Source organism: Arcticibacter pallidicorallinus, from assembly GCF_003002875.1.
In the GTDB taxonomy this organism is placed as follows: Bacteria; Bacteroidota; Bacteroidia; order Sphingobacteriales; family Sphingobacteriaceae; genus Arcticibacter; species Arcticibacter pallidicorallinus.
Genome location: NZ_PVTH01000004.1, coordinates 19,139 through 31,695, shown reverse-complemented (window position 1 = coordinate 31,695; position 12,557 = coordinate 19,139). Strand labels below are relative to the sequence as shown.

General features: G+C 45.8%; 11 protein-coding genes. 5 read left to right on the top strand and 6 right to left on the bottom strand.

Going from position 1 to position 12,557, the window contains the following annotated elements; translation table 11 throughout:
• Positions 1–10: 10 nt before the first annotated feature.
• The 6 genes from B0I27_RS07410 to B0I27_RS07385 all read right to left on the bottom strand — a co-directional run bounded on the left by B0I27_RS07410 (position 11) and on the right by B0I27_RS07385 (position 6,460).
• A complete protein-coding gene (locus B0I27_RS07410) occupies positions 11–1,030 on the bottom strand; it encodes an acyltransferase (protein WP_106292607.1) in 1,020 nt (339 codons plus the stop codon).
• Between the two features lie 120 nt (positions 1,031–1,150).
• Complete coding sequence (locus B0I27_RS07405; RefSeq protein ID WP_106292606.1) at positions 1,151–1,597, bottom strand: KTSC domain-containing protein; 447 nt, start codon at positions 1,595–1,597, stop codon at positions 1,151–1,153.
• Positions 1,598–1,739: 142 nt separating this feature from the next.
• The gene (locus B0I27_RS07400) at positions 1,740–3,023 is read right to left on the bottom strand and encodes a family 8 glycosyl hydrolase (protein WP_106292605.1); all 1,284 of its coding nucleotides are present in this window, start codon (positions 3,021–3,023) and stop codon (positions 1,740–1,742) included.
• Between the two features lie 14 nt (positions 3,024–3,037).
• The gene (locus B0I27_RS07395) at positions 3,038–4,165 is read right to left on the bottom strand and encodes an alpha/beta hydrolase-fold protein (protein WP_106292604.1); all 1,128 of its coding nucleotides are present in this window, start codon (positions 4,163–4,165) and stop codon (positions 3,038–3,040) included.
• 36 nt (positions 4,166–4,201) lie between these two features.
• Positions 4,202–5,275, bottom strand: a complete 1,074-nt coding sequence (locus B0I27_RS07390; RefSeq protein WP_106292603.1) for an esterase — start codon at positions 5,273–5,275, stop codon at positions 4,202–4,204.
• A gap of 6 nt (positions 5,276–5,281) precedes the next feature.
• Positions 5,282–6,460: an esterase gene (locus tag B0I27_RS07385; protein WP_219904996.1), complete on the bottom strand. Its 1,179-nt coding sequence runs from the start codon at positions 6,458–6,460 to the stop codon at positions 5,282–5,284.
• 345 nt (positions 6,461–6,805) lie between these two features.
• On the opposite strand from B0I27_RS07385, the gene B0I27_RS07380 reads away from it, so the two are divergent.
• From B0I27_RS07380 to nrdE, 5 genes are all read left to right on the top strand, one after another.
• Positions 6,806–7,375, top strand: coding sequence for a hypothetical protein (locus tag B0I27_RS07380; protein ID WP_106292601.1), 570 nt, complete (start codon positions 6,806–6,808; stop codon positions 7,373–7,375).
• A gap of 28 nt (positions 7,376–7,403) precedes the next feature.
• Positions 7,404–9,566, top strand: a complete 2,163-nt coding sequence (locus tag B0I27_RS07375; protein WP_181276713.1) for a cation:proton antiporter — start codon at positions 7,404–7,406, stop codon at positions 9,564–9,566.
• A 173-nt stretch (positions 9,567–9,739) separates the two neighbouring features.
• Positions 9,740–10,042: a glutaredoxin family protein gene (locus tag B0I27_RS07370; RefSeq protein ID WP_146133101.1), complete on the top strand. Its 303-nt coding sequence runs from the start codon at positions 9,740–9,742 to the stop codon at positions 10,040–10,042.
• 48 nt (positions 10,043–10,090) lie between these two features.
• Positions 10,091–10,411, top strand: coding sequence for a class Ib ribonucleoside-diphosphate reductase assembly flavoprotein NrdI (gene nrdI, locus B0I27_RS07365; protein ID WP_245925456.1), 321 nt, complete (start codon positions 10,091–10,093; stop codon positions 10,409–10,411).
• Entirely contained in the window at positions 10,408–12,498 is a 2,091-nt protein-coding gene (gene nrdE, locus B0I27_RS07360; protein WP_106292599.1) for a class 1b ribonucleoside-diphosphate reductase subunit alpha, read from the top strand. Before nrdI ends, nrdE begins: the two co-directional genes overlap by 4 nt.
• Positions 12,499–12,557: the final 59 nt, after the last annotated feature.

Sequence of the window (12,557 nt, the reverse complement as noted above, 5' to 3'; positions counted from 1 at the left end):
TTCCACTGGCTTATCCAGAGACATATTTTCCTCCGGGGAACTTATTGATCAGGAAGATCACGGCACCCGATACGATCAGGCAAATGAAAACCGTAAGAGGTATACCAATCAGTGGATATTCATTTAGCCATGGTAGTTTTATTTGGCTAAGCACTAAAACGTGTACGAGATAGATTCCGTAGCTATAACGGTTAATAAATAAGCCTGCTTTATCAGACGGATGCCCGTTCAAACTTTTGAAGAGCATAAACACCCCTACGGAAAAGAGCAAAATACTCGGATTGGCATAACCATACAGCAGAGCATTGAATTTTGAGCTATGGTCTGAAAGCCAAAACGTTCCAATAACGGTAATCATGACTCCCAGGACAGTTAAGCCCAGAGGAACAATCCTGTGGATCCTATTCATGTCAATCTTTCCAAGATAGTACCCCAAAGGCAAATATCCCAGGTACCGAAGCATGTCCGGAATCTTAAAACCCGGGTCAGTAATATCTATCCAGAAAACAAGCGAGAACCAGACTCCGGTAAAGCTCAAGAGCGAGCTGTCTTTAGCACGTCTGATGAGCCCCCCGATAAAAGGGATAAGCAGGTAAAGTCCCATGATCATATAGACATACCAAAAGTGATAGGAAATACGGTCTCCGGACAGCTGTCCCAAAAAGAAGGTAAGGTATTCCAATGCCGACATCTCCCACAGCCGACTAGTCTTAAGTGTGAGTTGTAAAACGCTGTAAGTAAGGCTCCAGAAAAGGAATGGAAATACAATTCTCAGGAAGCGTTTCCGGAAGAATTCGGCGGGCCTGCTAGGCTTGCGTAACAGCAGTGCGCCCGATAGCATGACGAATACCGGAACACAGAAGCGGGCGATGCAGTCAATAATGTGTGCGCTCCACCAGGTGCCTGGAGATACTTGTCCGAACAGCGGAGGTATCGAGGCTGATGCATGGACAGTAATTACACCTATCGTAGCGGCTACACGAAGCTTATCTGCCCAGACAAATTTTTCATTTCTTCCGTTAATACTCATACCAGCGGGTCTCAGGAGCCGAAAATAAAGAAAACCCTGCGTTTGCGCTCTCTCACAAGGAAGAAAATAAAAAGGGCTGTTGCTCCACAGTCGTAGAACAACAGCCCTCCTGAAAAAATACTAAGCAGTTGCCAGTTTGCTTACGTTGCGGTAAACGAACTCATTGTAAATATGTCTTCTCGCGAAACGGCCCGGAGAATCAGCATTGATCAACTTGGTATAAACACCCTTAGGTACGTCAAAATACTCATAAGCACTTCCATCGGCAAACGTAATCTTCAGCGTTTGTGCTTTGTATTCAAAGTCCGCTATACCGCTTGTACCCGTAGTCATGGTGTATTCTTCTTTATTTGCAATCCGTGTTTCCGGCGCTATGCTAACCAGAAAATGGTATGCTTCAATGATCTCCTTGCTCTTTGCTTCCGCCTGTAACTGTTCTTCGGGATTGTCCTGGAATTTATCAGGATGACAATCCTTCATAAAATTCCGGTAAATCGTTTTTAACTCTTTTAACTCAGTACTCTCATTAACTCCTAGGAGCTTTCTAAAATCTACAATCTTCTTCATGAATGTTTTTGGTGATTATTGCCTTTGAAGAAAAAAGGCAAACACGATGCGATATGCTTAATTTTCAAGGAATAAGCCGCAAAGGTAAGAAAATTTCTCGTACCACCAGAACTGCGTCAGCAATTGTTTAGCCAACGACCTCTTAATTCATGTTGACCGAAGGTTTAATGATTTGATATTTTCCGCTTAACTGCATTAAACTGAACATATAAAGAAGTCCATCATAATAAGGATCGAAGTAGCCGTCGGCATAAGGTTCGAGCTTTGCGTTCCATATTTTGTGTACAAAGTCGGCACTGTTTTTCTCCTTGTTCATGAACGACGCAGTCGCAGCAGTGGATATCAATCCGAGGGAGTGTCTAAGTTTTTTAAAGCCTCCGGCCTGCAGGATATACTCCGGAAGGGTACCATCCATATTGAACTGATCTTCGAAAGTGTCCATGCCTCTTGAACGTAAGAAACCTTGAAAACGCTTCGCATAATCCTCCTGCCAGGCTTTATCTTTACCAAACCAGGTGTAATCCATCGAAATGTTCATAGGTACTCTCCAGGAATCGTACCGAAACGCAACAGGGGCCCATGGTGTAGAATGCGGCGCACCGCTGAATTCTGCATAGTCTGGATTCAAGCCTGTAACCGGGTGACAGGTTCTGTGCAGGAAAGCCCGCGCTGTATCGGCGCAGTCTTTGTAAAATTGTTCATGCCCGTCTCTGGCATATAATGCCCAGATCTCATAAAACGCCGGTAGGTGATAGGAGGGGTCAGTCCACTTATAATTCCTGCCCTCGGGTACAAACGAGATCTGCTTACTGTCGGTGTTGATTAGGTTGTAAATGTTACCCGTGCCATCTTTCTTCCACATCTCGTCCAAAATGAACCTCGCTTCATTGTAATAATGGATTCCGGTATCATTACCCCACTTGTTGGCGGCAAATAACAAACTCGTAACATAGTAGAGCTCGCCGTCGGATGCAGAGCCTTCCGAGTTTTTCTTCAGTGTCTTTGGATTGATGCTCCAGGCAAAATATGCTTTCCTGGGTCCATCCTGATGCTGAAGGTACTTCTTCGACCATCTCCAGATGCGGTCAAAGACATCTTTCTTATCGAGCTGTACCGCTACCATCATCCCGTAGGAAAGCCCCTCGGTTCTGGCGTCATTGTTCTTTAGATCCGACACATAGGCCATCGTATCCCCAACTTCAAAGTAGATGCGGTTTGGTCCTTCAAACAAATCCTGATAAGCTTTATTCAGCTTTTTGTCAATATCTGCTTGTTTATAGCCAGCCTCGAGGAACAAACTTGGGTAAGTATTGGAATAAAATGCAGGCTTATCGGTTGATTTCCTGCGTTTTATTACGTTCTGGGCATCTGCATAATTGGATAGCAGAACCGCCGAGAACAGTAAAATGATAGATATGCGCGTCATAAATACGTTGAATACTAATCTTTAAATAATAAAGGTGCTAATACATGTAGGCTACGGCGCCAGGTTTGAAACTCGTGACGGGTATTGGGAGAAACGTAAGAAACCGCGTTAAAGCCGGCAGTTTTCAGAGCCTCTGTTGCTTTTGAGATTCCATCAGGATTTTCGAACTGACCAGTGCTCAGGAAGATCAGCTTAACTTTTGATTTGTCTTTAATTTCCTCCGGTTTATAAGTGCCACCACTCAAAAGGGCATAATGAGAAAATACATCCGGACGCGCAAGGGTAATGGTATGCGTTTCAAACCCACCCATTGACAGACCTGCCATCGCCCGGTTTGCCTGGTTAGGTATAGTGCGGAAAGTGGCGTCTACATAAGGCATCAGTTCGTCCAGCAGAACGGTTTGGAAAGGTTTAATGTCGAAACTTCTTAATCCTCCGGCTCTTGGTCTGACCACATTCGTCATTCCATAAGTCATCACGATGATAAATGGTTTGGTCTTACCTTCCGCGATCAGGTTGTCCATGATCAGATTGGCACGTCCCTGATTGCTCCAGGCCGTTTCATCTTCACCCCAACCATGTTGCAGGTATAATACCGGATAGCGTTTGCTGTTATTCTTTTCATATCCTGGTGGCGTATAAACGAACGCTCTCCGCGAAGTATTGGTGCTTTTAGACGGAAACAGGATCTGATGAACATGTCCGTGTGGCACATCTTTCAACGCATAAAAGTCCTGATCGTGAGCAGGTATTTCTATACCGCTTTCCCACCTGGTAGAACCATAAAAGTTTAAAGCGCCGGGATCATTAAATACTCCGCCGTCGACGGTTACATGATAGTAGTGAAATCCTTCTTCCATCGGCCCCTTGGTTGTGCCTGTCCAAACGCTGTCAGCGCCTTTGCTTAGGACGGTTCCGCCGCTGGTTCCACCAAGCCCCAGACTCACTACCACACTTTGAGCTAAAGGTGCCACGATCCGAAATCGAGCATATCCCTGCGAATTTACCTGGGGATATTCTTGTCCGGGCTGATTAAAGGTGGAGGGTTTAAAGTCGTCCTTGATGGATGGACTGGTTTGTGCGAAACCTGTTCCGCTGAATAGTATCGTTGCTGCAACGATCGCCAGAGTTTTTAAGTTCATGTGATGATTCTATTTCGGTTTATAATAATGGGTTGTTTATTTGAAAATTTCCTGCAGACTGGTAGCCAGAAAGAGTCGGCAGTTCATCCAGGTATGGTAGCCGGGAACAATGTAGGTTTTGAGATTAATCCCTTTTTCCTGATACATCGCGATGTTCTGTTTCACACTTTCGTAGAGAAAATCTTGCGTGCCCACACTGATGGTAAACAATTTCAGTCTGCTGTTGATCTGATCTTTGTCGGGCGACCAGTTGCCGAAGTTTTCCTTAAACTCTTCTGTAGCAGTGTAGGGAGCATAAGAACACACGTAGGCGAACTTGTCTGTATGGGTAAGGCCGATATTCAGCGTTTGTCCGCCGCCTACCGAAAATCCGGCCACAGCCCTGTTCTTGCTATCCTTTAATACCCGGTAGTTGGCTTCCACAAATCCAATCAGATCATTTACCACATCCTGAGTGAATGAAGGCATAGGACGGGGGCGGACATTGCCATAAGGCATCACGATGATCATCGGTACGGCCTTGCCTTCAGCGATCAGATTGTCGGCAATCAGGTTGGCCCGTCCAACTTTCGTCCAGGTCTCTTCAGTATCCGAACCGCCATGGATAAGGTATAACACCGGATAGCTTGTATTACCACTTGCATCATAGCCGGGAGGCGTATAAATGAGTGCTCTTCTGAGCGTATCGAGCGTGGCAGATTTGTAATACCTGTAGTCTATTTTCCCATGGGGTACGTCTTTTAACGCATGTACCATCGGTACCTTCCCAGGAATATCAACAATACTGCGTTTAAACCGCTCGTTTGCAAATAGATATGTGTTGTTTGGATCTGCGACCTGAATGCTGTCCACCAAAAAGCTGTAAGGGTATATGTCCGGTGTAACAGGCCCCACAGTAATGCTCCACAAGCCCGCTGCATCTTTGGTCATCGCTTGTGGAGAAGCCATAAACTCCCCGTCAAGTACTACACGCTTCGCAGTCGGACTAAAGTATCTGAACGTAACCCGGTTGTCACTATGCACTTCAGGCGAATTAGGGGGGACAGGACGCTGAGCTGAGGCCGCGAAGGGTATTAAAAATAAGGCAATAATATAGAGGTATGTTTTCATTCTGAACTATTTAAATAGAAGTTGTGCGGTTTCAGTAACATAGGTTTTAACGTTCATCCAGGTATGTCCGCCCGGCGTAATCAGGCTGGTATGCTTTACCTTTTTTTCCTTCAGAAAATCGATGAACTTGACAGCATCCTGATAGAGGAAGTCTTCGTTTCCTACGCCTATCCAAAACAGTTTCAGATCCTTATTCGTCTTGGCGGGATTTTCGTACACATGCTTAAATGTCTTTTCCATTTCAGGAGTAGACAGGTATGCGCTGTAGCAGCATATCCAGGCAAACTTATCCATATTGCCGAACGCGCTGCGAAGCGTTTGACCGCCGCCTCTGGAAAAACCACCGATTGCACGGTTCTCGCGGTTATTCAAGGTACGGTAATTCTTCTCTACATAGGGTATAACCTTGCTTACCAGGTCCGTTTCAAACATCTTGGCACGATTCACCGCATCGTCACCGTCCCGCGACATCAGATCAGTGGGTTTTGGCAGTCCTTTTTGTTCAGCAATTCTTGCGGCAGGGTTTCCGTAAGGCATCACCACGATCATAGGCTTCGCCTTTCCTTCGGCGATAAGGTTGTCCAGTATGAAATTAGTTCGGCCAACCTTGAAAAAGGTCTCCTCTGTATCGGTGGTTCCGCTGATCAGATAGAAGACAGGATACTTGGTTGATTTATTTTTGTCATAACCCGGAGGGGTGTAAATTACCACTGAACCAGTACTTCCCTCAATAGAAGGATAGAGAGCATAGCTCACCGCCCCGTGTGGAATGTCTCGTACCGCATGTATCAATGGCTGGTCGCCCGGAACATCCAGCAGGCTGCCCTTAAAACGTTCATTGGGAAAGAAATCGACGTTTGCCGGATCCATAACGTTAACGCCGTCTACCCTGAAGCTGTACGGATAGATGTCAGGCTTTATCGGCCCTACAGTTACACTCCATATACCCTGACTATCTTTCACCATCGGCACCTTTCCCGGAGGAAACTGGCCGTCTAGTATCACCTCTTTCGCATTAGGCGCCCGGTAACTAAAGGTGACTTTTTTGTCGGCATGTACTTTTGGCGACACGACCTGTGGTCCGGTTGGCGGTTGGCTCATGGCAAAGCCTGAAATACAGAGCATCGCTCCGATAAACAATAAGCGTATGATTGGCTTAATACGCATAGCTCCTCTTAAATGCATAGGGTTTCTTAAAGGGTAGGTTAAAACTATTGGTTAGAAACAAAAATAGGTACGAGTAATGGTAGTATATCGCACGTTTGACTAAAACTATATACCAAATGTCAAATAGGGACATGATACGCATGAAATGCAGCGATGTCAAGCACTCCCAAAAAAGTTAAACCAAAGTATGCCTCTTAGGCATTTTCAACGACTTGCGGCTTATGAACAGGCTTCCCGGTCACATTCCAAGAACAAAAGCCGATTAATTTCAGTTTAGAGGCTACAATCGATAACTTTACGGCGCACAAGCCCGCCTGACGATTTGTGACACTTCATCACCATTAGATAACAAACCATATTTTGATGAGAAATATTTGCTTTTTACTGGCCGTTTTACTGCTCTCCAGCGCTTGCTATGACAAGAAGAAAGAAGATTCTTTACGCAGAAAAGAGATTGAGCTTTCTCAAAAAGAGCAGGAACTCCTGCTGAAAGAGAAAACACTCCAGATAAAGGAGCAGGAGTTATCTGAGCGCGTAAAGCAACTGGACACCAGTAGCGTGAATCCTGCCGATACGGCCGTATACAACGAAGCTCTGGTGGGTAACTGGGCGGTGAAGATGATATGTACAGAGACTAGCTGTCCCGGATCCGCCATTGGCGATACCAAAAACGAGCAATGGGAAATCGGCTATCAGAACGATGTTTTAATTGCTAAAGCTACGGTAAGGGGAAAGCTTGTCCGTGTTTACTCCGGTGCTTCTACCGGCCGGGGAATAGAGCTGGTTGCCAGACCAAGCGAGGAGCAGGCAGATGCCTCGACCCGAATGGTCGTCAGAATGCAGCTGACCTCGAACGGTAAGCTTACAGGCATCCGTGAAATAATGCGTGCCGGCGACTGCCGGATTGTTTACGCCCTGGAGTTGTCCAAATAATTCGACCCCTTAAGACATGCTTATGTTGATGGTTATTTTATCCAATCTTGAATTTACATTGCCCCTGAGAAATCCGGTCATGATCTTCTCTTTGGTATTGTTTATTATACTTTTTGCGCCTATCCTGTTTAATAAGATCAAAGTACCGCATATTATAGGTCTGATCGTTGCTGGAGTGATTGTAGGTCCTTACGGACTAAATCTGCTTACCAGAGACAGCAGTATAGTGCTGTTTGGAACTGTAGGGCTCTTGTATATCATGTTTCTCGCAGGATTAGAGATAGACCTGAGTGAATTCAAAAAGAACAGGAACAAAATCATTGTGTTCGGGCTTACCACGTTTCTTTTGCCACTCGTGATCGGGTCGCTCGCCAGCTATTACGTCCTGGGATATGGATTCCTGTCTTCGGTTCTTCTCGCCAGTATGTTTTCCACCCATACCCTGATCGCGTATCCCATAGCGAGCCGTTACGGAATATCGAAAAACAGGGCGGTTACCCTGACCATTGGGGGAACAATGATTACTGATATCCTGGCTTTATTGATCCTTGCCGCCATAGCGGGTATGAGCAAGGGCGAAGTGACATCATCATTCTGGGTCCAGCTCGGGGGATCGTGTATTGTATTCGTCTGCGTTGTCTTCTTTCTTTTTCCACCGGTCATCCGATGGTTCTTCAAAAAATTCGAAGACAGTGTCTCTCAGTATATCTTCGTTCTTGCTATTGTATTCCTCGCTTCATTTTTAGCAGAAGCAGCAGGTATCGAGGCGATCATAGGCGCCTTTTTCTCCGGACTCGTCCTTAATAAGTTCGTTCCTCACTCTTCTCCATTAATGAATAGGATCGATTTTGTGGGAAATGCCTTGTTCATTCCCTTCTTCCTGATCGGTGTCGGGATGCTCGTCGATATTACCGTACTGTTTAAAGGGGTAGGTGCTCTGAAAGTTGCCGGTATAATTGTATTGGTGGCGGTATTAACGAAATACCTCGCTGCCTGGATAACCCAGAAAATATTTAAGCTTTCTTCAGCAGAAGGTAAAATGATCTTTGGTCTAAGCACCTCTCATGCCGCTGCCACGCTCGCCATCATCCTGGTGGGTTATAATATTATCGTGGGCGAAACAGCCACAGGTGAACCTATCCGTTTACTGAATGAAGATGTTTTGAACGGAACAATTATACTCATCCTGATCAGCTGCGCCATCAGCTCATTCGTTGTGGAAAAGGCCTCTCAAACCCTTGCACTTGAAGAAGAAAGTCTGGATCAGAGTCTGGATAATCCGGATGAAAAGATCATGATTTCGCTGGCTTACCCCGAAACCGTGCAGGACCTTGTGGATATGGGACTCATTCTCAAACCCCGAAAAAGCAGCATCCCGGTATACGGACTGCATATCGTCAGCGACGAAAATACTTCCGGAAGCAATCAGGTGGCAGGAAAGAAGATGATGGATAAGGCCATCAGTCATGCCGCGGCTTCCGAAAATACGCTGCTTCCTCTCACCCGATATGATATCAACGTTAGTAACGCCATCACCTATACCATCAAGGAACACGGTATTACGGACGTGCTGATAGGACTGCACCGCAACAGTAGTCAGCTGCAGTTCCTTGGACCTGTGGCCGGTAATATCCTTCAGCGAATCAATGAAACGGTATATATCTATAAGCCGCTTCAGCCCATTAATACCTTGAACAGAATTGTCGCTGCCGTTCCGCCGAAGGCAGAGCTCGAGCCCGGCTTCATTCACTGGATCGGTAAGATATACAATATCGCCAGGGAGGCGGCGCTACCGCTGGTGTTCTACGCGAATACGGATACGATCGAGGCTATCCAGACTGTAGACCAAAGCCGGAAGACCATGCTTCAGAAAACGTTCAACGCTTTCGAAAACTGGGAAGACTTCCTCATCCTGAGCAGAGAACTGAAACAAAATGATCTGTTCCTGATCATCTCGTCCCGCAAAGGACACATATCTTATTCCAGGGAACTCGATAAGCTGCCTTATTACCTGCATCAGTACTTCAATAATTTCAGCCTGCTCATCATATTTCCGAAGCAGCTCGAAAGTGGTATCAATATGAAAGATATCGAACAGACGGATGGCAATCTGATTGAAGTCATTGCCGACAAGATCGGAACGGTTAGCAGGGCCGGCTCATTCCTGAGAAGGTTGCTTCGCGGAAACTAAGGGACAGACTCCTTGCTTCTCATAGCCGGAGCTTAAGTATAAAACCTCAGAGTTTCCGTCGCGACTCTGTCATAATTGCGCGCACGGGAATTACTTATCAACACGGTGTCGATAACTATTCGATTGCAATGCGGAACGATATCGCAATTTTGTGACCCCGCTTAAAACGATGGATGCTTTCCCTTTCATCACTTAAGTTCGCTAATTCACAAAAGAAAAAATATCAAACATCTCTGGCAATGAAGAAAATTATCAAGTTCGAAAAAAATGACTGCGCTCCCTGCAATATGGTATCTGCATACCTGGACCTGAAAGGGGTTCAATATGAAACCGTCAATCCATTTGAACATCCCGAATTGGCTATGAAATATAAGGTACGTTCTGTCCCCACAGTCATCGTAGAACAACAGGATGAGATCCTCCACCGCATCATTGGATTTAAACCAGAAGAACTTCAAAGAGCACTCGCGGTTTAGAATATGTGGATTTATTACGATTCCAAAACCGGTAATGTTGAACGGTTTATGGAAAAGGTGAAGGAACTGCGGAACTGGCACCTGCAGCGAATAAGTCCCGATCTGCAAGTCGAACACCCCGGACATCTGGTAACTTTCACAACCCGTATCGGACAAGTGCCCGAATCAACCATGCAGTTTATGCAGCAGTATGCGTCCTGTATCAAAACGGTATCCTCCAGCGGAAACCGGAACTGGGGGCAAAACTTCGCGCGGGCGGCAGATTATGTTTCATGGCACTACCAAATTCCCGTGTCGATGAAGTTTGAGCTTTCGGGGACCAAGAACGATGTAACTAATTTTATTGAAATTTTAGAACAATATACATGATTGCAAAAAAGTGGATCTTACTGAATAACGAGATCATGAGGAAGCAGGACGACGAGTACAGCCTGCATAAAGATAAAGAAGCAGTAAGATCTTATTTCCTCGATTACGTCAATAAGAACACCGTGTTCTTTTACACGTTGAAGGAGAAGGTTGACTACCTGATTGAGAACGACTATTACATCGATTTCTATCAGTGGTACACCTTCGAGGAGATGCAGCAGGTGTACGATATGGTATATGCGCGCAAGTTCAGATTCCCTTCGTTCATGAGCGCCTTCAAGTTCTTCCAGAGCTATGCACTCCGTGATGACTCAGGCGAAAAGTTCCTCGAACGCTACGAAGATCGCGTTGTAGCCGTAGCCCTGTTTTTGTCCAGAGGAAACCTGGAAGAAGCAATGTCACAAGCCCTGATCCTGATCAACCAGGAATACCAGCCCGCCACGCCAACCTTCCTGAACGCCGGCAAAAAGCGTTCCGGTGAACTTGTATCCTGCTTCCTTGATGAAGTAGGCGACAACCTGAACGGGATCGGCTATGCAATCGATTCAGCCATGAAGCTCTCTTCCATTGGCGGAGGCGTATCATTCAATATGTCGAAAGTGCGCGGTCGTGGCGAATCCATTAAAGGTGTAGAAAACCGCTCAAGCGGTGTTTTGCCGGTCATGAAGATCATGGAAGATACCTTCTCCTACGCTAACCAGCTCGGACAGCGTGCAGGGGCGGGGGCAGTATACCTGAATATATTCCACACCGATATCGAAGAGTTCCTGGACTGCAAAAAGATCAATGTGGATGAAAAAGTCCGCATCAAATCCCTGTCTATCGGTGTCATAGTTCCTGATAAGTTTATGGAACTAGCAGAGAAAGACGAGGCCTGTTACCTGTTCTATCCGCATACAGTAAAGCTCGAGTATGGTCAGTATCTCGATGAAATGGATATGGACCAGATGTATGAAGCGCTGATTACCAACCCGAACGTCAGGAAGAAAAAAATTAACGCCCGTCACCTGCTGGTGAAGATCGCGCAGACCCAGAAAGAAAGTGGGTATCCGTATATTTTCTATAAAGGAAACGCTAACCGCGGACACGCTTTAAACGGACTCGGCAACGTGAAATTCTCCAACCTGTGCACGGAGATCATGCAAGTATCAGAAGTCTCAGACATCGAGAGCTACGGCAAGGAAGATACCATACGCTACGGGATCTCCTGTAACCTGGGTTCCCTGAATATCGTGACGGTGATGGACAATAGGCGTGTAAAGGAAGCCGTGAAAACAGCCATGACATCGCTTACTGTAGTGTCAGATATTACCAATATCGAAATGGTTCCTTCCATCAGGAAAGCAAACGAAGAGTTACACAGTGTGGGTCTTGGGGCGATGAACCTCCATGCATTTCTTGCCCGCAACTTCATTATGTATGAGAGTGATGATGCGCTTGATTTCTGCAACGTCTTTTTCATGATGGTAAACTTTTACTCCATTGAGCGCTCCATGGAGATCGCTAAAGAGAGAAAGAAAACCTTTAAAGGGTTTGAATCATCTGACTATGCATCAGGCGTTTATTTCGACTCTTATATCCGTGATGATATCAAGCCAAAGAGCGAAAAAGTAGCTAAGCTGTTTGAAGGTATAGAGGTCCCTTCAAGGGAAGATTGGGAAAGACTTAAGGCCCAGGTTGCCGAGCATGGTATTTACCATGCTTACAGAATGGCGATCGCACCCAACCAGTCGACCTCTTACATTATGAATTCTACGGCCTCTGTCATGCCGGTTGTAGACGTGATCGAAGTACGGGAGTACGGTGACAGTACCACCTATTACCCAATGCCGTACCTGACTAACGATAACTACTTCTTTTACAAGTCCGCTTACGATATGGATCAGAAGAAGGTCCTCCGGCTGATTTCCGTTATTCAGCGTCACGTAGACCAGGGGATATCGACCATCCTGCATACCAATACAAAAGACAGTACCCGTGATCTTGCCGTCTATTATATCTATGCACATAAACTGGGATTGAAATCGCTGTATTACACCAGAACGCGTAAAGCTGGAATTGATGAGTGTGTATCCTGTGCAGTTTAAAAGCAAAAGAAAATACGATGAAGCTATCATGGGGCATTTCACCCGGTAAAATTCACCGC

Bases quoted from the DNA above. Each gene is read 5' to 3' on its own strand.
- B0I27_RS07410 (WP_106292607.1), bottom strand. From the start codon at position 1,030: ATGAGTATTAACGGAAGAAATGAAAAATTTGTCTGGGCAGATAAGCTT.
- B0I27_RS07405 (WP_106292606.1), bottom strand. From the start codon at position 1,597: ATGAAGAAGATTGTAGATTTTAGAAAGCTCCTAGGAGTTAATGAGAGT.
- B0I27_RS07400 (WP_106292605.1), bottom strand. From the start codon at position 3,023: ATGACGCGCATATCTATCATTTTACTGTTCTCGGCGGTTCTGCTATCC.
- B0I27_RS07395 (WP_106292604.1), bottom strand. From the start codon at position 4,165: ATGAACTTAAAAACTCTGGCGATCGTTGCAGCAACGATACTATTCAGC.
- B0I27_RS07390 (WP_106292603.1), bottom strand. From the start codon at position 5,275: ATGAAAACATACCTCTATATTATTGCCTTATTTTTAATACCCTTCGCG.
- B0I27_RS07385 (WP_219904996.1), bottom strand. From the start codon at position 6,460: ATGCATTTAAGAGGAGCTATGCGTATTAAGCCAATCATACGCTTATTG.
- B0I27_RS07380 (WP_106292601.1), top strand. From the start codon at position 6,806: ATGAGAAATATTTGCTTTTTACTGGCCGTTTTACTGCTCTCCAGCGCT.
- B0I27_RS07375 (WP_181276713.1), top strand. From the start codon at position 7,404: ATGGTTATTTTATCCAATCTTGAATTTACATTGCCCCTGAGAAATCCG.
- B0I27_RS07370 (WP_146133101.1), top strand. From the start codon at position 9,740: ATGCTTTCCCTTTCATCACTTAAGTTCGCTAATTCACAAAAGAAAAAA.
- nrdI (WP_245925456.1), top strand. From the start codon at position 10,091: ATGGAAAAGGTGAAGGAACTGCGGAACTGGCACCTGCAGCGAATAAGT.
- nrdE (WP_106292599.1), top strand. From the start codon at position 10,408: ATGATTGCAAAAAAGTGGATCTTACTGAATAACGAGATCATGAGGAAG.